This window comes from Methylocystis sp. Uni0008 (assembly GCF_056838045.1).
In genome coordinates, this window is record NZ_CM166370.1 from 3,251,307 (window position 1) to 3,271,446 (window position 20,140).

A 20,140-nucleotide genomic window follows, 5' to 3' on the forward strand; every position below is an offset into this window, starting at 1 on the left:
CTATGACGCCAACGCGCTATCTGCACGGCTTCGGCAATGAGTTCGAGAGCGAAGCCCTGCCCGGCGCCTTGCCGGTCGGTCAGAACTCGCCGCAACGATGCCCTTATGGTCTTTACGCGGAGCAGCTTTCCGGTTCCGCCTTCACCGCGCCCAACCACGTCAACCGGCGGTCATGGCTGTACCGCATCCGCCCCTCGGTTCTTCACCTGCGCGATCCCAAGAAGATCGCGCAGAGTTTCTGGAAGACCGCTCCCTGTCGCGATGGTGACGCGCCACTCGGACAGCTGCGCTGGGGCGCGAGCGAGATCCCCGACAAAGCGGGCTCGTTCATCGATGGAATGCACACCATCGTAACGGGCGGCGACTGCGGCCTGAAGGTCGGAATGGCGGCGCATCTCTATCTGGCCGATCAGTCGATGAACGAGGATTATTTCTACAATGCCGACGGCGAGCTGCTAATCGCGCCGCAGCTGGGCGAGCTTCGCATCTTCACCGAATTCGGCCTGATCGAATGCGCCCCCGGCGAGATATGCGTCATTCCAAGGGGCGTGAAAATCCGGGTCGAACTCGCCGCCGGCCCGGCTCGCGGCTATGTCTGCGAAAACTATGGCGCGTCCTTCGCATTGCCCTATCGCGGGGTGATCGGCGCAAACGGACTCGCCAATCCGCGCGACTTCTTTACCCCCACCGCCGCCTTCGAAGACGAGGAGGAGCCGAGCAGCCTCACCGTCAAATGGGGCGGATGCTTCTATCGCTGCGACATCGACCATTCGCCGCTCGACGTCGTGGCCTGGCACGGCAATTACGCGCCTTACAAATATGATCTGCGCAAATTCTGTCCTGTCGGCGCCTTGCGCTTTGATCATCCCGATCCATCAATATTCACGGTATTGACGTCTCCCTCTGACGAAAGCGGGGTCGGCAACGTTGATTTCGCGATTTTTCCGCCGCGGTGGCAAGTCGCGGAACATACGTTCCGGCCTCCCTGGTATCATTTGAACGTTATGAGCGAGTTCATGGGCCTGATTTACGGACGCTACGACGCGAAGCCGTCCGGTTTCGAGCCGGGGGGCATGTCGCTGCATAACGCGATGCTGCCGCATGGCCCCGACGCCGAAGCCTTCGAACAGGCTTCGCAGGCGGATCTTGCCCCGACAAAGATCGACGACGCGCTCGCCTTCATGTTCGAATCGCGGTTGCCGCTCTATCCCACCGCTTTCGCCATGTCGCTCACCACCCTCCATCGAGACTACGCAGAGTGCTGGTCGGGCCTGCGTCGCCACTTCACCGGCAATGGCCCGTGAAGCTCGCATCCCTGAAGAGCCGGCGCGACGGCGCGCTCATTCTCGTCTCACGCGATCTCACGCGGGCCGTCGCAGCAGGTTTCGTCGCCCCAACTCTGCAGTCGGCAATCGAGGACTGGGACGCCGTCGCGCCTGAGTTGCGGGCGCTTGCGGCGCGACTCGAATGCGGGCTTCGCGAGAGCTTTCCGTTTCGCGAGCAGGACTGCGCCTCGCCGCTGCCGCGCGCCTATCAGTGGGGGGACGGCTCGGCATATGTCAATCACGTGGCGCTCGTGCGCAAATCGCGCGGGGCCGAGATGCCTGAGAGCTTTTGGAGCGATCCGCTGATGTATCAGGGCGGCTCTGACGCCTTCTTAGGGCCGCGCGACGACATTCCCCTGCTCGACGAAAAACATGATCTCGACCTCGAGGCCGAGATCGCCGTCGTTACCGACGACGTTCCGATGGGCGTCACGCCGGAAGATGCGCGCAATCACATCAGACTCGTGATGCTGGTGAATGACGTGACATTGCGCGGGCTGGTCGCGCCGGAGCTGGCGAAAGGTTTCGGCTTTTTCCAGTCGAAGCCTTCATCCGCCTTTTCTCCCGTCGCCGCCACGCCGGACGAGCTCGGCGACGCATGGGACGGGGGGCGCCTGTCGCTGCCGTTGCTCTCCTTCGTCAATGGCGCGCCCTTCGGACGGCCTGACGCCGGAAAGGACATGACGTTCGACTTTCCGCGGCTCATCGCACACGCCGCGCGCACGCGCGCGCTTGGGGCTGGCACGATCATCGGCTCAGGCACGGTCTCCAACCGTGACGCCGACGGCGGGCCCGGCAGGCCGATCGCGGAAGGCGGCGACGGTTACTCCTGCATCGCCGAGCAACGCGTGGTCGAAAAACTCATCGATGGCGCGCCGCGAACGCCGTTCCTGAAAGCCGGCGATGTGGTTCGCATCGAAATGCGCAGCGCCGACGGGCGTTCGATTTTCGGCGCGATAGAGCAACGCGTGGCGAATTCAGCGAACTCGTCCTAGGCGCTTCGCTTGGCGCGAAAGTAATGGAAATCGCCGCGTGAGATGAGGCGGTCTCCAGCCGTCAGCTCATAGGGGGCGAAGTCAGTCGCGCCGCGCAACCGATTATAGATCGGGGCAAAATCCTGATACCCGTCGGCGAGAAGCTTCTCGAAGCTCTCGATGACAAAATAGGTCTGCTGGAAATCGCTGATGATGTAATTGGTGCGCATGACGCGTTCGAGGTCGAAAGCGACCCGATTGGGCGAGGAGTCTTCCAGCGAAAATATCGTTTCCGAAGGCGAGGACATGATTCCGGCGCCAAAGATGCGCAGCCCCGCAGGCGTCTCGATCAGCCCGAACTCGATCGTGTACCAGTAGAGGCGCGCAAGATTATGCAGCTGCCCGCGCGCCAGCGCCCGCCGCCCGCCTTTGCCGTACTCCTCCAGAAATCCTGCATAGGTCGGATTGGCGAGGAGCGGCACATGACCGAAAACGTCGTGGAAGACGTCCGGCTCCTGCAGATATTCGAGTTCTGACTCGGGCCGGATGAACGCGCCGGCGGGAAAGCGCCGATTGGCGAGATGATCGAAGAAAGCGTCGTCAGGGATAAGCCCCGCCACCGGCACAACGCTCCAGCCGGTCAGGGCTCCCAGCCGTCGACTCAAATCGGCGAAATCGGGAATGCCGGAGCGCGACAGTTCGAGCTTTTGCTTTGCCTCGAGGAATTCCTCGCAGGCTCGACCGGGTAGGAGCTCCGCCTGCCGGGCGAAAAGCCTGTTCCAGCGGTCGTGCTCCTCGTCGCTGTAGGATGGCCAATTCTGATCTATCGTCCAGTCCGCCTGACGCGGCGCCTGCGCGTATCGATTCTTGGTCTCGCTCGCGAGCTGCAGTCCCATGGCGGTTGTCCGTCCGCGGAAGCGGTCTCCCTCCAACATATAGGACGCGTGGTCCGGCCTTGCGAGATGACATCTGCCGGACGCGCCTTAGATGAGCGAACATGGAAGAGCTTTGGCATTTTATCGGCGGACGGCGGATTAAGGGAAAGTCGGGCCGCTTCGGCGACGCCTATGAGCCGATGACGGGAGCGACGATCTCGCGCGTGCCGCTCGCCGGCCGCGACGAAGTCCGCGAGGCGATCGAGAACGCTGCTGCGGCGCAGCGCGAATGGGCCGCAGTCAATCCCCAGCGCAGAGCGCGCGTGCTGATGAAATTCGTCGATCTCGTCGGGCGCGAGAAGGATAGGCTCGCCGCGATACTCGCGCGCGAGCACGGAAAGACGCTGGCCGACGCGCAGGGCGAGATTCAGCGCGGCGTCGAGGTCGCCGAATTCAGCATCGGCGTTCCGCATCTGATGAAGGGCGAATTCACCGACTCGGCGGCGGCGGGGCTCGACGTCTATTCGATGCGCCAGCCGCTCGGGGTCGTCGCCGGCGTCACGCCGTTTAATTTTCCTGTGATGATTCCGATGTGGAAATTCGCGCCGGCGATCGCCTGCGGCAACGCGTTCATTCTGAAGCCATCCGAACGCAACCCCGGCGCGCCGCTGCTCCTGGCCGAACTCATGCTCGATGCCGGTCTGCCGGCGGGCGTGCTCAACGTCGTCAACGGCGACAAGAAGGCGGTCGACGCGCTGCTCGAAGAGCCGGAAGTCAGGGCCATCGGCTTCGTCGGCTCGACGCCCGTCGCCGAACATGTCTACGCGCATGGCGCCGCTCATGGAAAGCGCGTGCAGTGTTTCGGCGGGGCCAAAAACCACATGGTGATCATGCCCGACGCCGATCTTGATCAGGCCGTCGACGCATTGATCGGCGCCGCCTATGGCTCTGGCGGCGAGCGGTGCATGGCGATCTCTGTCGCCGTCCCGGTGGGTCAGGAGACGGCGGACGCTCTGGTCGCCCGACTGGAACCCCGCGTCGAGAATCTGCGCGTCGGTCCTTCAACCGATCCTTCGGCCGATTTTGGTCCGCTGGTCACGCGCGCGCATCTCGAGCGGGTCAAAGACTACGTCGCGCTCGGGGTCGAAGAGGGCGCGAAGCTTCGGGTCGACGGCCGCGAATTCAAGATGCAGGGCTATGAGAACGGCTTCTACATGGGCGGCTGCCTGTTCGACTACGTGCAGCCGCAGATGCGCATCTACAAGGAGGAGATCTTCGGCCCGGTGCTGTCCGTCGTGCGGGCGCGCGGCTTCGATGAGGCGCTGTCGCTCGCGAATAATCACGAATATGGCAATGGCGTCGCGATCTTCACCCGCGACGGCGACGCGGCGCGCGAATTCGCCTCCCGCGTCGAAGTCGGCATGGTCGGCGTGAATGTGCCGATTCCGACTCCCTTGGCCTATTACACCTTCGGCGGCTGGAAGCGCTCGATGTTCGGCGATCTCAACCAGCACGGGCCTGACGCCATCCGCTTCTACACAAAGACGAAGACGGTCGCGTCCCGTTGGCCGGGCGGGATAAGAGCCGGGGCGAGTTTCGTCATGCCGACTTTGTCCTAGCGATGGCGTGCGCGGCTTTCATCGGTCTCGGCAATATGGGCCTGCCCATGGCGGCGGCTCTGGCGCGCGCGGGCGTTCAAACGCGAGGATTCGACCTCAATCCGTCGCTGATCGAAGCCGCCGCACGCAACGGCGCCGTCGCCGCAAGCTCCTTGCGCGAGGCGATCGACGACGCGGATATCGTGATCACCATGCTGCAGAGCGGCGGCCAGACGCTCGCCGTTTGGCGCGAAGTCGCGCCGCAAGCGCGCGGCAAGCTCCTCATCGACTGCTCCACCATTGACATTGAAAGCGCGCAGGCGGCGCATCGGCTGGCGCAAGAGAGCGGCGCGCTCTCCGTCGACGCGCCGGTGTCGGGCGGCGTCGCCGGCGCCAAAGCGGCGAGTCTGACCTTCATGTGCGGAGGAGAGGCGGAGGCGTTCGCGGCGGCGAAGCCCGTTCTCGAACATATGGGCGCGCATGTGCTTCATTGCGGCGGCGCCGGCATGGGGCAGGCGGCGAAGATCTGCAACAATCTCATGCTCGGCGTCACGATGATCGCGACTTCCGAGGCGTTCGTGCTGGCCGAAAAGCTCGGACTGTCGCATCGGGCGCTGTTTGACGCGGCGTCAATCTCCTCGGGCCAGTCCTGGTCGCTCACGACCTATTGCCCCGTGCCGGAGATGACGCCTGCGTCCCCCGCCAATAATGATTACAGGCCGGGCTTCATGACCGCTCTGATGCTGAAGGACTTAAGACTGGCGCAGGAGGCGGCCGCTCACGCCGGCGCGGCCTCGCCGCTCGGAGCCGCGGCGACGCAGCTTTATGCCCTGCATCAGGCGGCGGGCCAGGGCGGCGCTGATTTTTCAAGCATCGTCAGACTCATTCGCGGCGAATGAATTTGTCAACAATCTTGATGTTGAAACAAACAGGACATAGCCTGCGCCCGCACGCGCTCAAAACAGATCAGCCGTACATTCTCTTCACGTTTTTGAAGGAGGCGACACGTGTCGAATCACTTTACCGGCCTTAGTCTCGGTCCGCCGCTCGGCGATCAACGGTTGGACCTTTGCGATCTTTACGCGTTCCAGTCCCCAACCGATCCATCTCGTACGGCGATCATTCTTAACGCCAATCCCAACTGCGATGAGTTTCATCCTGAAGCCATCTATCGGCTCAACATCGACAATGACGGCGATTGCCTGACGGATATCGCGATCAGCTATGTGTTCGCGCCCAAGCAGAACGGCAGGCAGACCTTCGACGTTTACCTTGCGCGCGGCGCCGAGTCGCGTTCGCCCGAACCCGTTGGCGAAAAGATCGTCTCCGGCGCGGAAGTGTCCTTCGGCGCCAAGCCGAATATCGTGCGGGCGGGCGATCTCACCTTCTTCGCCGGCGTTCGCAGCGACGCGTTCTTCTTCGACTATGACGGCATTCTGGCGTTGTACGACACGTCCGGCGGCAGGAATTTCACGGCGCCGCATCTCGGCGGCAAATCTCCCTGGACGGGCAAGGATTCGAACACCGAGGCAAATATTCTTTCCACGGTCGTCGAGACGCCGACTTCCGCTCTCGGCGGTAATCCAGGAGTTAGAATCTGGGGACGCTGCAGCGTGCGCCGCGACGGCAAGCTGATTCACGCCGACCGCGCGGGGCACCCGTCAGTCAGCAGCTTCTTCAACACCGACGAAACGAAAGAAGAGTATAACGCCAGCGAGCCGGTGAATGACCGCAAGCGCTGGCTCGAGATGTTCATCCATCTGATGGGCCATACCGGCGACTACACGAGGGATGAGGCGATCAAGGCGATCGAGGAGCATGGCATCCTGCCGGACATGCTGAGTTTCGATCCCACCAAGCCTGCCGGTTATCCGAACGGCCGCATCTTCACTGACGATGTCATCAATTTCCGGCTGTCGTTTCTCTCGAAGGGCGATATCCCGCCGGATGGGCTGAAGCCCCACACCGACACTCTGAACGAGTTTCCCTATCTCGGGACACCGCATTCAAAGTAAGTCGGGCGCAAAAAAACGGGCGCGCTGGCGGCGCGCCCGTTTTGCGGCTGTGTCGTGCAGCTGATTACCGATGCTTCTTCGGCTTGCCGGCAGACGGCGCGGGCGCAGGGGGCGGCGGGGGCGTCACCGGCATATATTGCAGGCTGACATTGCCGATGCCGGCGGAAAGATTGGCGCCGGTGCCCAGAGAAACTGAGAGCGGCTGCAGGGAGATTGTCTTGTTGGAGCCGCCAACCAGGAGAGCGCCGCCCGCGCCGGCGCCGACCGCCAGCGATCCTTCCGCGCCGACATAATCCCCCGCCAGCGCGCCCGGCTGGACGGCGTTCGTGGCCGCGAGCACGCTCCAAACGAGCTGACCCGGACCGCTGATGCCGATATTGGCGCCGACGTTCGTCAACCGGCCGATGTAATGCTGGGGCGGACTGCCTTTGGCGTCCGTATAGACGCAGTCGAGCGCCTGATTCTCTATGACGATCATGCCGACGCCGCCGGAGACATGGCAAAGCAGAGTGCCGACCTGCACGGATTGAGCCATGGCGACGCTGGACGACAGCGCGCAGAACGATAGCGCGCAAATCGTGCGGCCGAGCGAAGAATGAAACATTATCGAACTCCATGGATGGTGCGGAACTTGAGCCGCGCCGCGGAACTCTAGCGGCGAAAACGCAAAAAGTAACCCCGCCGGCAAGCCTTTGGGCGGCCGTCGGATTGTTGCGCACAGCAAGGTCGCGGGGGATCGCCAGATTTGGCGCCAAGCTGCGCTAACGGGCGGGCCGGCTCGCGTACGCGGTGAGCCTCGCCAGCAGCCACGCAAGCTACGGTGACATGTGGTGGCGCTTCATGGGCGCACGCCCTCGCGCGGATGAGCGCACGCCATCTCTTGCCGATCGAGAAGTGGTCGCACTCGGTCGGGGTTTCGCTTGCCTCCGGCCAACGCCGCGCGGCTACAGCCTTCCCACGAGCGCCATGACGAGGACGATCGCGAGCAGCGCGCCTATGATGCCGCCGGGGCCATATCCCCACTGAGAGCTGTAGGGCCAGGTCGGAAGCGCGCCGATGAGCAGCAACAGCAGGACGACGATAAGAACGGTCGAGAGCATGATGAACTCCGTTTTGCCTGCGCATTGCGCGGCTTTCAGGCGCAACTCTCACGCCCGCATAATGTTCCTCTGGCTCTCTGGAGGAGGACACGTCGCGTAAGGCTCTGCTTGTCGTACGCCTCGGACGGTCTACGTTGAACAATAGGCGGCCGCCAGACGGCTGCTCCACCATGGAACGGCTCGCGACCTCGGAGGTAAAGGCGCGAGCCGTTTTCTTTGAATTGCCCGTCTACCGCACAGGCGTCCCCGCGGGCGCGATGTTCAGGCGCGGATCGTCTTTGGCGTCGTAATAGTCGATTTTGAACGGACCGGCCGCGTTGATCTGCAACACCGAGTCCTCGTCGACGAAGACATAGTGCAGCACGCCCGCGGGCATCGAAATGAAGCCGCCAGCGGGCAGCTTTTCGACGCCGGCGCGGTCAGCCGCCTGTCCCCTTCCGAAGCTGAACGCGCCAGAGATGATCGTGACGAGTTCCGTCTTCGGATGAGTGTGCGGCGGGATCCGATAGCCCTTCGGCGCTCTGATTCTGACGACGTAATCGCCTTCTTTTGTGGGGTCTCCATAGAGCACCGCCATCTCGGCGCCGCCAGGCAATGAACTCGGCGCCGGCTCCCACTTCATGTTCTGCGGGAGAAATGTACGGTGCGCTTCAACCGCTCCGCCCTGGGCCAGTCCGCCGCAGGCCAGCACGCCCGCGATGACGATCGCTGTTTTCGTTTTCATGGCACTCTCTCCCAACCGCTGCAGATCGGTCGTGTAGCGACGCCGGCCCGCTTCGCCGGCGCGGCGCTCTCAGGGCGAGAGATATAGAGCGCAAACGGTCGCGCTCATCCGCTGCTGGGGAATAAGCGCAAAATTGCATCTGTATAAGCTTGTTCGACGGCGCTAGCCCCACCAGAAGATGGAAGCGACAATCACATAGAGCCCAGCCAGCGCGGCCCCGTCGACCATGTCGGCTCGGCCGTCGACGGTCACCACCGTGACCACGAGCACCGAAAGAAACAATGATGCTGCGAGGATCGGCGGGATGGCGAGCGTGAACGGCGCCGCGTCGCCCATCGCGAAGCTGACCAGCACCAGAATCGGAATAAGCGCCACCGCCACCTGGAGCGCAGAGTTCAGAATGACGCTGACCGCGAGGTCCGCCTTTCCCTGCGCCGCCAGCCGAATGCCAACGACGTTCTCGACGGCGTTGCCAGCGATCGCGACGACGACGAGCCCGGAGAAGGCTTCGCTGATGCCCAGCGTTTCGATCGCCGGGCCAAGCGCATCGACAAACCAATCGGAGACAAAAACGGCGGCCGCGCCGCAGGCCACGAGAACGCCCACTGCCGCGCCAAGCGACCATGCATGCAAGCGCGCATGAGTCTCAGCGGGCAGGGTGCGCGCGCCCTGACTGAGCATGGCCTGGGTGAGCACAACGAAAACGAAAAGCAGCACGATCGCACAGACGACGGCGAGCTTCTGCTCATGTGCGCCGCTCGGCAGATGCAGCTCCTGAGCGAGCGTCGGCAACACCAGCGCCGACACGGCCAGGAGAAGCAGCGTTGCGATCATCCGCGGCGTCTGATTTTCGAAGTGGAGAACGCCGTGCCTCCCGCCGCCCGCGATAAAAGCGAGCCCGAGGACCAGAAGCGCATTCGACAGGATGGAGCCGATCAGCGAAGCCTGCACGACGGTCAACAACCCCGCTCTGAGCGCGAAGATGCAGACGAACAGTTCGGGCAGATTGCCTACCGCCGACTGAACGATGCCGGTCGCGGCAGGCGAAAGATGGTTGCCGAGCTGGTCGGTGGCTTCGCCGATAACGTGCGCGACGCTCGCCAGCGCCAAAGCCGAGCCGACGAAGTTGAAGATCGATCCGGCTTCCGTGAAATGCAGCGCGGCTGCGACGCCCACAAGCCCGATCGCCGGGGCCATTGTCGCAAAGACTTTCTTTTCGTCAGCGGCCGCGCTCATTTGCTTTTCCCTCTTTCGGGCGACGTGCGCCACAGGTCAATCAACGCTCTTCAAGAACGCTGAATCGCGATTTTCAATCCGTATGGAGCGAGCGCTCGCCCGAGGTCAAACCGTCTTTCGCGCCGCCCGGCCGAGATGCTTCTCGAGGTCGACGATGCGCCTCGTGGTCTGCAACACCGTATCGGGGTTGAGGCTGATCGAGTCGATCCCCAGGCGCACGAGGAATTCGGCGATCTCCGGATAATCCGAGGGCGCCTGGCCGCAAATGCCGCTGTGGCGCCCATTGCGCCTGGCGCCCTCGACCGCCAATCGAATGATCTCCTTCACGCCCTCATCGCGTTCGTCGAAGTCGAAGGCGACGATTTCGGAGTCGCGATCGACGCCGAGCGTCAGCTGCGTCAGATCGTTCGAGCCGATCGAGAAACCGTCGAAGTGCTTGGAGAATTGATCGATGAGCATGACATTGTTCGGGATTTCGCACATCACGTAGATCTCGAGACCGTCCTTGCCGCGTTCGAGACCGAGCTCCCGCATGAGAGCGATGACCTTTTCCGCTTCTTCAATCCGGCGGCAGAAGGGGATCATCAGCTTGACGTTCGTCAGGCCCATCTCGTCGCGCACCCGGATCATCGCCGCGCATTCAAGTGCGAAACCCTCGCGATACGCCGGATGGGCGTAGCGCGATGCGCCGCGAAAGCCGATCATCGGATTGGCTTCCTGCGCTTCGAATACCTCTCCGCCGAGCAGTGACGCATATTCATTGCTCTTGAAGTCCGACATGCGCACCACGACAGGCTTCGGATAGAAGGCCGCGGCGATCGCGCCGACGCCTTCGGACAGGCGCTTCACGAAGAATTCGCTCGGGCTCGCATAATTGGCGGTCAGTCTCTCGATCTCGGCGCGTTCGCGCGCGCCGAGCCGCTCCGGGTGAACGAGCGCCATCGGATGCGCCTTGATCGAGTCCGCGATGATGAACTCCATGCGGGCGAGGCCGACGCCGTCGTTCGGCAACGCCGCCAGGCTGAACGCGATGTCGGGATTGCCGACGTTCATCATTATGTGGGTTGCGGGCTTCGCCAGCGTCGAAAGATCGACTTTCTCGACGTCAAACTCGATGTCGCCCTGGTAAACCTTGCCGGCGTCGCCCTCGGCGCAGCTCACCGAGATCATGTCGCCGGTGTGGATCAGGCGCGTCGCCGTGTCGGTGCCGACGATGGCGGGAATGCCGAGTTCGCGCGCTACGATCGCCGCATGACAGGTGCGTCCCCCGCGGTTGGTGACGATGGCTGCGGCGGATTTCATCACCGTCCCCCAATCGGGGGACGTCGTATCGGCGACGAGGATCTCTCCCGGAACGAAGGTCGAGAGCTCGCTGGCGCGCTCGATCACCCGCGCCTTGCCGCTCGCGATCTTCGCGCCGACCGCGCGTCCTTCGACGATCGCTGCGCCGTGTTTCTTCACCTTGTAGATTTCGGCGATGTTGCGGTCGCGTCGCGACGCTACCGTCTCGGGGCGGGCCTGCACGATATAGAGACGGCCGTCGAGTCCGTCCTTCGCCCACTCGATGTCCATGGGCCGGCGCGCGCCCGCTTTCGCGCTGTAGTGGTCTTCGATCTCGATCGCCTGGCCCGCGAGCGTCAGCGCCTCTTCGTCGGAGATGCAGAACTTCTCTCGCTCCTTGGCGTCCGTGGGGACATTGCGCGTCGTCGCCCGGCCGCGATCCGAAAAAATCATCCTGATCTTTTTTGGCCCGAGCGCGCGCTTCAGAATGGCGCGCTTGCCCTGCCGGTAGGTCGGCTTGAAGACGTAGAATTCGTCGGGGTCGACCGCGCCCTGCACGACGTTTTCGCCAAGGCCGTAGGCGCCGGTGATGAAAACGACCTCCTCGAAGCCGCTTTCGGTGTCGATCGTGAAGATGACGCCTGACGCCGCCAGGTCGGAGCGCACCATTTTCATCACGCCGACGGAATTGAACACCTTGAAGTGATCGAAACCGTTGTCGATGCGGTAGCGGATGGCGCGATCGGTGAACAGGCTCGCGAAGCAGTGGCGGACCGCGTCGAGGACGTCCGCGGCGCCGCGGACGTTGAGATAGGTGTCGTGCTGTCCGGCGAAACTCGCGGTCGGCAAATCCTCGGCCGTCGCCGAGGAGCGCACCGCTACGGTCAGGTCCGCGCCATATTCCTCGGTCAGCCGGGCGAGCGCGCTGCGGATTTCGGCTTCGAGATCCGCGGGAACCTGCGCCGCGTAGACGATGTCGCGCGCCCGGGCGGCGCGCGCCGCGAGATCGTCGACGTTGGAGGGATCCAGCCCCTCGAGCGCCTCTTTGAGGGCGGACCAGGCGCCCGCCTGGTCGAGCATGTAGCGATAGGCCTCGGCGGTGATGGCGAAGCCATTTGGCACCAGGATGCCCTTGGCCGTCAGCTCCCGGTACATTTCCCCCAGCGAGGCGTTCTTGCCGCCCACGAGCGGCACGTCGGCGATATCCACCTCGCCAAAGAAGCGAATAAAGCGTCCGAACGCCGGATAGAGCGGCTTTTTTTCCTCTAGGGCGGTGGCGGAGTCGGCCGTTCCATTCATGATGAGCTCTTTTGCTGAAGGTCGGAGCGTTGCGCGTCCGGGCCTAATGAGCCCCAATTATTGCAGAGGCGCGGCGCCATTGCGCGCTTGCACAGAATTTGTGTGAACAGGGGGCGTTTTCAGTCGCATCCGAGATGGTATTGGCTTAAGCATTGGGTTCAGGAGGCCTATTCTGTCCTAGGAAAGACGCTTGTCCCGCCGGCTTTGGCTGAAACTTGACCTCGTGGCCGAGATTTAGCCGGATTCTTGACCATAATAGGAATCTGACTGGACGGCTGGCCCAAACCCAGCTCGTGCGATGGCGGGAGGCGTATATGGATTCGCTGGATCTGGATCAGGTGATGGACGAGATCATCCCGAGAGGGGACAACAGGCCGCCGGCGCCTCCGCCGGCCAAGACTTTCCCGCCCCGTCAACTGGCGCGCGCCGCCGATGACGCTACGGCGGCGCTGGACCTCGTGTCCCAGGCGGCCGCAGCGATCAAGGAACTCGAAAAGCAGTCCGCTCAGGCGGTGGCGCGGGCGCATAGCGCGGCCAACGCCGTTCGGGAAAAGCTGGAGCGCGCCGAGGACCGCGGCGATCGCGCCGAGGCCGCGCTTCGCAAATCGGAATCGGAGGCCGCAGAACTCTCCGCAGCCCTTATCCAGACGCGGAAAGACGTCGAGGCGCTGCAGTCGCAACTCGCGGCGCGGCAGGCCGAACTTGCGGCCATGGAGCAGCGCGCCCTCGCGGCGGAAAAGCGTGCCAGCGACGCGGACGCCTCCGTTCAGCGGATCGTCGAGGCAATCCGCACTCAGCTTCCGGTGAAGGTCGCGGAACAAGCAAAGCCGGCTGCCTGAGCGGCCGAGCCTTAACGAGGAGTTGCGCGCCCGGGCTGGCCGCTCTCCTCGCATGTACGCCGTCCGCGCGAGCAGCGCCGAGATCTTCGGCGCGCAGCGGCCGTCAAACCAGGTATTTGGCGTAGCCGCGCCCAACCGCCACGGCGACCAGTCTCCCGCATTTCCTTCCGCGCCGCCCTGGCGCGACGTTCGCCTGTCGGGCCTGTCCGCCTGTCTGCTCGGCTCCGCCGCAGGTCCGCAGGGCGGCCCTCAGCTTCGACTTGGAACAAACAGGCTAGACGCCGGATTTCCTTTTGGACGCTCGTCCAGAGCGTGAAGCGCAGCTGTCGCTGACGCGATCCTGGCCGAGGAAAACCCGCCATGAAACGCATCGCGAAGAAACGCATCGCGAACATCTTTCTGGTCGCATTTGCGGCGACCAGCATTGCCCACGGGGCGCTCGCCGTGGAAAGGCCTGTCCCGTCCGGAGCGCGGGAAGCCCAGCCGAACCAGGGCGAGTGGATCAGGATTGCGTCCGCGCAGCAGCTGCTCGGTCAGGAGCTTCTCAGCAAAGACGGACGCCGCGTCGGTCGAATCGAAGCTGTGATGCTTGATCTTACAAGCGGAGACGCGGTCTACGCGATCGCCTCGCCTGAGGGCGACCATCATGGCGGCGCGATCCGAATGCTTATCCCCTTTGGCGCGCTGGCGCTCGAGAGATGGTCTGAAGGGCCGATCCAGGTCGAACAATCCTACGACAGGATCATCCAGGATAGTCCGGGCGTCGCCGTCGATCGTCTAAAGGAATGGATGAACCGCGACCGCGTCGCAGAGAGCTACCGCCTTTATGGCGTCCCTACTCCCTATGGCTATGTCATCCCTCCAGATCCCAATCGTGAGCGCCTGCCCAATCGCTATCTCCTCGTGAGGCCCAGCCAGGTTCCGGGCTCGGCCGCAACGAAAGGGACGGCCAATAATGCGCTGGCCGACGAATTGCGCGGCGCAACCGTTCACAAGCACGACGGCGATCTCCTCGGCGAGGTCGAATTTGTGATGCTCGATCTTGCCAACGCCAGGGTGGCTTTCGTGCTCGTCTCGGTTGGGAAAGATTGGGTTTCCGTACCGCTTCAGGCGATCGCGTGGTCCTCGGACAGGGGCCTCACGGTGCAAGGCGCGACCTCGCCCGAGGCTTTTCAGCCCCTGAAAAAGACCGATCTTCCGACGCGTCTGCGGCGTTCTCAACTCGAAGCGCTCTACAAGCGATTCGATCTGCGTCCCTATGAAGAGCAGAGCAGGCTCAACTGAAGCGCGCCGCGCTTACCGCAGCGTCTCGCAGGGAACGATAAAAAAGGCTGCGAGGCTCGACCACGCCACGCCAGCGGCCGAAAGCAGAATCAGCAGCAACGTCGCATACATCTGAAATTCCGCCGATGCGGCGGCGTCGCCGCCGCTCTCAACCACATAGCGACGCCAGCGGCGCGCGGCGCGCGCGACGAAGACCAGGAGCGCAAGCGCCGCGCCGCCGGCTGCGATCACTGTCGCCCGTATGATTTGCGGCGCGTCTGACACGCCGAGCGCGCACATCAGCGTGTGTCCACCGTAGACAAAAAGAAAATGCAGAGCCCAAATGATAGGGCCCGCGAGCAGAAAGCCGATGATCGCCGTCAGCGACCAGCGCGAAGGGGAGGCATGTTCCGCATCGGACATCGTCTACTCCAAGAGACGCGGAAAGCCGTAAATGAGCAGAATTCCAAGGAGCCCCTGCGCGGCAGTGTAGTAAGCAAGCAGCGCCGCGCTCTCGAATGACACGCGCCGCTGCGCATCGAGCTTTCCGGTAAAGAGACGCGCCAAGGCGAATCCGCTCATCACTGCGACAGCCGCCACGAGCTGCCCGGTCAACACGATCGCCAAATACACCATTGCGCCGTAGGAATTTTCCCCCGGCCGCAGGCCGGATCGCCAATGCGCATAGGTTTCTATCCCGACTCCGCCGATGAGGCAGAAGGCGCCGGCGATCAGCAGGAGCGCCGCCCAAAGGCTGACCGAGCCGGGCTTTGGAAGCGCACGGTCGGCCATCCAAAACGCAAGGATGCTGAGAAGCATCAGCGCCGCGCCGCCTGCCGCCCAGCGCAGATCGGGAAGCGGCGACGAGCCGACGACGGGCCAGACCTGCGGGCTGACGGTCCAGAGGTAGAGGTAAGAGAAGACGAAGGCGATGTAGAGCGAGGCGGCCACCAGGATCAGCACGATCATCGCCCACCAGGCGTGCGATGACGGCCCCGACATATAAGTTGGCAGACTGATCCCGCCGCCGATCTCGACCCTCCCCCGCGGCGGCGGATCGAGCTGCCAGCACCAGACAAGGGTGGCGGCGACGGCCAGGACGCCGCAGATGAGCGCGATCGCAACCGCCTTCACCGTCAGCAACAGAAAAAAAGCGGCGGTGAAGAGCGCGCAGAACATGTGCGCCCATCCGGGTCCCGGCATCTCGAGCAGATATTCCGGTCGTGCCTCGATCGGCGACGTGACGATCGTTTCGCGACGTCCGGTTGCGGCGTTTGGCAGATAATAGGCGCCCGCCGCCACATCCTCGGCGAGGCCCGGCTGATCCCATAGAGGATAGCGACTCGTCACGATGGGGACGCTGCGCATCGAATAGAGATCGCTCGGCAGCCACTCCAGCGTTCCGGCGTTCCAGGGATTGGTCTGCGTTCTCTGCGTCTCCCAATCGCGCCGGAAGCGCACGAAAAGATCGACGACGAACACGAGAACGCCAAGCGCGAGGATGAAGGCGCCGACCGTCGAAGCCGCATTGAACGCGTCCCAGCCCATTCCGCTCGGATAGGTCCATACCCGCCGCGGCATGCCGAGGAGGCCGGAGATGTGCATGGGAAAGAAGGCGACGTTGAAGCCGATGAACATGAGCCAGAACACATAGCGTCCGAGTCGCTCGGAAAGCCTGTTCCGGCTGATCATCGGATCCCAGTAATAGAAGGTCGCAAAGAGCGGAAACACCATGCCGCCGACGAGCACGTAATGGAAATGCGCGACGACGAAATAGCTGTCATGCGCCTGCAGATCGAAGGGCACGACGGCGACCATCACGCCGGTCAGGCCGCCGATGGCGAAGATGAAGAGAAATCCAAGGATGAACAGTGACGGCGTCGTGATTCTGAATCGATCGCGCGCCGAGGCGATCGTCGCGATCCATGAGAAGACCTGAATGCCGGAAGGCACGGCGACCGCCATGCTCGCGGCCGAAAAGAAACCGAGGCTCAGCGCCGGTATGCCGGTGCTGAACATGTGATGCACCCAGAGACCGAAACTGAAGAAGCCTGTCGCGATCAGCGCGACGACGATCAGCCGATAGCCGATCAGCGGCCGTTGCGCCATCGTCGGCACGATCATCGAGACGAGACCGGCCGCCGGCAGGAAGATGATGTAGACCTCCGGATGGCCGAAAAACCAGAAGAGATGCTGCCACAGCAGCGGATCGCCACCCTGCGTCGCCGAGAAGAAGGGCCAGCCGAACGACCGCTCGATCTCGAGCATCATGGTCGCGAGGATCACAGCGGGGAAGGCGAAGACGATCATCGCCGCGAAGACGAGCATCGACCAGCCGAAGAGCGGCATCTTGTCGAGCGTCATTCCGGGAGGCCGCGTGCGCAGCATGCCGACGATGATTTCGATGGCGCCGGCGATGGCGGAGATTTCGATGAATCCGATGCCGAGCAGCCAGAAGTCGGCGTTGTCTCCAGGAGAAAATCTTGTCAGCGTCAGCGGCGGATACATGAACCAGCCGCCGCTCGGCGCGAGTCCATAAAAAATCGTCGAGAAGAACACGAGGCCGCCGATGACATAGGCCCAGACGGCGAAGGCGCTGAGCCTCGGAAACGGCAGATCGCGCGCCGCCAGCATCTGCGGCAGCAGGATGACGCTCAGCGCCTCCATCACAGGGACGGCGAAAAGGAACATCATCGTCGTGCCATGCACGGTGAAGATCTGGTTATAGAGATCCTGTCCGATGAACCGGTTGTCACCGCGCCAAAGCTGCACGCGCATGATCAGCGCCAACACGCCCGCGAGCAGGAAGAACAGAAAGGCGGCGCCGATATAGATGACGCCGACCAGGCTGTTGTTGATCTCGCTGATTTTCCGCCACCCCGGCGGATAGGCCCAGGCGCGCTCCAGCGCTTCGAGTTCGCCGGGCGGTCGCGGCGTTTCGTTCGGGAGACGCTTCGGATCGCTGTGGCGCTCAGGCATCGACGCGCGCTCTAGGCGCCGTCCGCACGACAGGACCGCGCTGGCAAGCGATTGCCCTCCAGATCAAGAAGCCAGCGGGACGCGATCCAAACGCCGGAGAGGACGTAGCTCGCCGGGCAAGCCGCCAGCATCAGCAAGCCGGCCACACGCTGATCGGCCAGCATCACATCCGAGGTCGTTCCCAAACCTTGGATCGTTGTGTCGAGAACCCGCGGCGCGAACACGAGGAGCACGCCGAGGAGGCAGGCGAGCTTGCCGGTGATCGCCAGCGCGGCGACGCCGCGCCAGCGCGCGACGCCTGTATCGCCGAGAACCGCGAGCCAGAACAGCAACGCCGCCGCGAGCAATGACGCATGCATCGAAAGATGCGCAACCGGATGCGCGTCCGCGTAAGCCGCAGCCCCCGGCGCATGCCAGGCATAGAGCAGTCCAATCTGCGCCGCAGTGACAATCGCCAGCGCGCGGCCGGTTGAAAGAATCGGCGCCGGGACAAGTCTTGTCCACAGCACGGCCAGAACGGGCGCGAGCGCGCTCATGAGCAAGATGTGCGTGGCCATGTGAGATGCGCGAGGCGCGAGGCCAGGACCTGCGTAAGCAGCAAGGGCGACCGCGCAAGCGACGCTGATCGCGATGCCGATTTTCGCGCGCGAATCCGAGACGGTTTTGGCGCCGGCGCCATCCCCCGCCGACACAATTGCATTTCTAGTTCTGCTCATGCGGCGATCGCGATCGAACTTGCTGCGCATAGCGATCCATATTGGCCAAAGCTCGCGCCAGTCCAGAGCGCGGCGCCATTGAAACGCGTTCGGCGTCGACTAGTGTAAGAGCGAGTAGAGCAAAGGCTTCGACGTGGACAAATTTCAGATACTTCCACATCTCGCGGCGCTGGCGGGCGCCTATGCGCTCGCTTTGCCGATCGGCTGGGATCGGGAGCAAGAAGAGCGCAGCGCGGGGCTTCGCACCTTTCCGCTCGTCGCTCTCGCCTCCTGTGGCTTTGTGCAGGCGGCTGAGCAGTTCATGGCGAATTCGCCTGATGGCACAGCGCGAATCGTTCAAGGCGTCATCACCGGAATAGGATTCATCGGCGGCGGCGCCATTCTCAAGCAAGGCGCGGAGGTCAAGGGAACCGCGACCGCTGCAAGCCTTTGGGCCACGGGCGCGATCGGCTCCGCGGTCGGTCTCGGAAGCTACGACGTCGCGGTGGCGATCGCGGCTTTCACCTTTCTGACCCTCAAGGCGATCACGCCGCTCGAGAACAGCGTTCTCGTCGACTCAAAAGCGCGGGGCAAGGAGGATGAGAATTCCTAGTGTCCTGTCCCAGAAATTACTAGCCACGTTTTCGCGATTGTGATTCCTTCGGCCCAGGCGGGATTCGGGAGGGCGGCATGGCGAGGGACGGAGCGACCAAAGCGAGCAAGATTGAGCTCAGCGAGAACGAACGGGAATACCTCAAAAGGCTCGTCCGGCGACGCAAGGTGGCGCGTGGGCATGCGCAACGCGCGGAGATCGTGTTGCGGGCCGCTGACGGGCTCAACAACTGCGAGATCGCGGCTGCGGTCGGTGTAACGCGGCAGACCGTGCGCACATGGCGCGAGCGTTTCGCCAAGCACCGTCTCGATGGTCTCGACGATGAGCCGCGCTGTGGCGCGCCACGCAAGATCGGCGACGACCGCGTTGAGGAGATCGTGACCAGGACACTCGAAACGCAGCCCAAGAACGCGACGCACTGGAGCACGCGCGGCATGGCGAAAGCATCGGGCGTGTCGACTTCGTCGGTTCATCGCATTTGGCGTGCATTCTCCCTACAGCCGCATCGCACCGAGACTTTCAAGCTCTCGACCGACCCGCAGTTCGTCGAGAAAGTGCGCGACATCGTTGGCCTCTATCTCGATCCGCCCGACAAGGCGCTGGTGATATGCGTGGATGAAAAGAGCCAAATACAAGCGCTTGATCGAACGCAGCCGCTGCTGCCGATGCGCCCTGGACAAGTCGAGCGGCGCACGCACGACTACGACCGCCACGGCACTACGACGCTCTTTGCCGGCTTCATCGCTGCTGTCACGGCTGAGACGACCGTGAAGGCTGGCAGTGTGATCGGCACATGCATGCCGCGCCATCGCGCGCAGGAGTTCCGCAAGTTTCTCGACGAAGTGGAGAGCAACGTTCCCGCCGGCCTCGACATTCACGTCGTGATGGACAACGCTTCGAGCCATAAGACGCAAGTGATCCGCAACTGGTTCGCCAAGCGGCCCCACTGGCACATGCATTTCACGCCGACATCGTCGTCGTGGATCAATCAGGTCGAACGCTTCTTCGCGCTGCTGGCCGAAAAGCAGATCAAGCGAGGCGCGCACAAGTCCGTCAAAGACCTCATCGCCGCCATCAAGGCTTTCCTCGCCCAACAGAACGCTGATCCGAAGCCGCTGCGCTGGACCAAGTCAGCCGACGACATTCTGGCCTCCATCGAACGCTTCTGCCGTCGCACCCTCGACCTCCAAGCCAAAGCTGGATAGAAACTTCTGAATCAGGACACTAGCGCGTCAGAGCTGCGCCGGCGAATTCTCCCATAAAAGGCCGAAGCCAAGCATAACAGCGGCAAGCGCAGCGCGCGCGAAGAGCTCCGGCGCGCGAG

Annotated in this window: 18 protein-coding genes; 9 read left to right on the forward strand and 9 right to left on the reverse strand. The window is 63.2% G+C overall.

Features of this window, described 5'->3' with window-relative positions; translation table 11 throughout:
• Positions 1-2: 2 nt before the first annotated feature.
• Positions 3-1,304, forward strand: coding sequence for a homogentisate 1,2-dioxygenase (gene hmgA / locus AC0X69_RS16255; RefSeq protein WP_482608809.1), 1,302 nt, complete (start codon positions 3-5; stop codon positions 1,302-1,304).
• Positions 1,301-2,320, forward strand: a complete 1,020-nt coding sequence (locus AC0X69_RS16260; RefSeq protein ID WP_482608811.1) for a fumarylacetoacetate hydrolase family protein — start codon at positions 1,301-1,303, stop codon at positions 2,318-2,320. The genes hmgA and AC0X69_RS16260 overlap by 4 nt, the downstream gene beginning before the upstream one ends.
• Here the strand turns inward: AC0X69_RS16260 and phhA are convergent.
• The gene (phhA, locus tag AC0X69_RS16265; RefSeq protein WP_482608813.1) at positions 2,317-3,195 is read right to left on the reverse strand and encodes a phenylalanine 4-monooxygenase; all 879 of its coding nucleotides are present in this window, start codon (positions 3,193-3,195) and stop codon (positions 2,317-2,319) included. The two genes, AC0X69_RS16260 and phhA, sit on opposite strands and share 4 nt — an antisense overlap.
• 101 nt (positions 3,196-3,296) lie before the next feature.
• On the opposite strand from phhA, the gene AC0X69_RS16270 reads away from it, so the two are divergent.
• The 3 genes from AC0X69_RS16270 (at position 3,297) to AC0X69_RS16280 (ending at position 6,787) form a co-directional block, all read left to right on the forward strand.
• The gene (locus AC0X69_RS16270; protein ID WP_482608815.1) at positions 3,297-4,793 is read left to right on the forward strand and encodes a CoA-acylating methylmalonate-semialdehyde dehydrogenase; all 1,497 of its coding nucleotides are present in this window, start codon (positions 3,297-3,299) and stop codon (positions 4,791-4,793) included.
• 2 nt (positions 4,794-4,795) lie between these two features.
• Positions 4,796-5,671, forward strand: coding sequence for a 3-hydroxyisobutyrate dehydrogenase (gene mmsB / locus AC0X69_RS16275; protein ID WP_482608817.1), 876 nt, complete (start codon positions 4,796-4,798; stop codon positions 5,669-5,671).
• A 108-nt stretch (positions 5,672-5,779) separates the two neighbouring features.
• Positions 5,780-6,787: a DUF4331 family protein gene (locus tag AC0X69_RS16280; protein ID WP_482608819.1), complete on the forward strand. Its 1,008-nt coding sequence runs from the start codon at positions 5,780-5,782 to the stop codon at positions 6,785-6,787.
• Positions 6,788-6,851: 64 nt separating this feature from the next.
• Here the strand turns inward: AC0X69_RS16280 and AC0X69_RS16285 are convergent, their stop codons facing one another.
• The 5 genes from AC0X69_RS16285 to ppsA form a co-directional block, all read right to left on the reverse strand.
• Positions 6,852-7,391: a DUF992 domain-containing protein gene (locus AC0X69_RS16285; RefSeq protein ID WP_482608821.1), complete on the reverse strand. Its 540-nt coding sequence runs from the start codon at positions 7,389-7,391 to the stop codon at positions 6,852-6,854.
• A 340-nt stretch (positions 7,392-7,731) separates the two neighbouring features.
• Positions 7,732-7,887, reverse strand: a complete 156-nt coding sequence (locus AC0X69_RS16290; RefSeq protein WP_482608823.1) for a DUF3309 family protein — start codon at positions 7,885-7,887, stop codon at positions 7,732-7,734.
• 229 nt (positions 7,888-8,116) lie between these two features.
• Positions 8,117-8,611 carry a cupin domain-containing protein gene (locus AC0X69_RS16295; protein WP_482608825.1) on the reverse strand — a complete coding sequence of 165 codons (495 nt, stop codon included), beginning with the start codon at positions 8,609-8,611 and terminating at the stop codon, positions 8,117-8,119.
• Between the two features lie 162 nt (positions 8,612-8,773).
• Positions 8,774-9,847: a calcium:cation antiporter gene (locus tag AC0X69_RS16300; RefSeq protein WP_482608827.1), complete on the reverse strand. Its 1,074-nt coding sequence runs from the start codon at positions 9,845-9,847 to the stop codon at positions 8,774-8,776.
• 105 nt (positions 9,848-9,952) lie between these two features.
• The gene (gene ppsA, locus AC0X69_RS16305) at positions 9,953-12,427 is read right to left on the reverse strand and encodes a phosphoenolpyruvate synthase (RefSeq protein WP_482608829.1); all 2,475 of its coding nucleotides are present in this window, start codon (positions 12,425-12,427) and stop codon (positions 9,953-9,955) included.
• 314 nt (positions 12,428-12,741) lie between these two features.
• Between ppsA and AC0X69_RS16310 the strand changes: the two genes are divergently transcribed.
• Both AC0X69_RS16310 and AC0X69_RS16315 read left to right on the forward strand, forming a co-directional pair.
• Positions 12,742-13,266 (forward strand): ABC transporter permease, encoded by a 525-nt coding sequence (locus AC0X69_RS16310; protein WP_482608831.1) that lies wholly within the window; start codon positions 12,742-12,744, stop codon positions 13,264-13,266.
• A gap of 360 nt (positions 13,267-13,626) precedes the next feature.
• The gene (locus AC0X69_RS16315; protein ID WP_482608833.1) at positions 13,627-14,550 is read left to right on the forward strand and encodes a PRC-barrel domain-containing protein; all 924 of its coding nucleotides are present in this window, start codon (positions 13,627-13,629) and stop codon (positions 14,548-14,550) included.
• Between the two features lie 12 nt (positions 14,551-14,562).
• Here the strand turns inward: AC0X69_RS16315 and AC0X69_RS16320 are convergent, their stop codons facing one another.
• Genes AC0X69_RS16320 through AC0X69_RS16330 form a run of 3 tightly spaced genes read right to left on the reverse strand, consistent with a single transcriptional unit; the run spans position 14,563 to position 18,065 of the window.
• Positions 14,563-14,952, reverse strand: a complete 390-nt coding sequence (locus AC0X69_RS16320) for a hypothetical protein (protein WP_482608835.1) — start codon at positions 14,950-14,952, stop codon at positions 14,563-14,565.
• Positions 14,953-14,955: 3 nt separating this feature from the next.
• Positions 14,956-17,508, reverse strand: coding sequence for a cbb3-type cytochrome c oxidase subunit I (locus AC0X69_RS16325; protein WP_482608837.1), 2,553 nt, complete (start codon positions 17,506-17,508; stop codon positions 14,956-14,958).
• An 11-nt stretch (positions 17,509-17,519) separates the two neighbouring features.
• The gene (locus tag AC0X69_RS16330) at positions 17,520-18,065 is read right to left on the reverse strand and encodes a cytochrome c oxidase assembly protein (RefSeq protein ID WP_482608839.1); all 546 of its coding nucleotides are present in this window, start codon (positions 18,063-18,065) and stop codon (positions 17,520-17,522) included.
• Between the two features lie 292 nt (positions 18,066-18,357).
• On the opposite strand from AC0X69_RS16330, the gene AC0X69_RS16335 reads away from it, so the two are divergent.
• Together AC0X69_RS16335 and AC0X69_RS16340 are read left to right on the forward strand one after the other, a co-directional pair.
• Positions 18,358-18,816: an MgtC/SapB family protein gene (locus AC0X69_RS16335; RefSeq protein ID WP_482608841.1), complete on the forward strand. Its 459-nt coding sequence runs from the start codon at positions 18,358-18,360 to the stop codon at positions 18,814-18,816.
• A gap of 77 nt (positions 18,817-18,893) precedes the next feature.
• A complete protein-coding gene (locus AC0X69_RS16340) occupies positions 18,894-20,021 on the forward strand; it encodes an IS630 family transposase (protein ID WP_482607591.1) in 1,128 nt (375 codons plus the stop codon).
• Positions 20,022-20,140 lie beyond the last annotated feature (119 nt).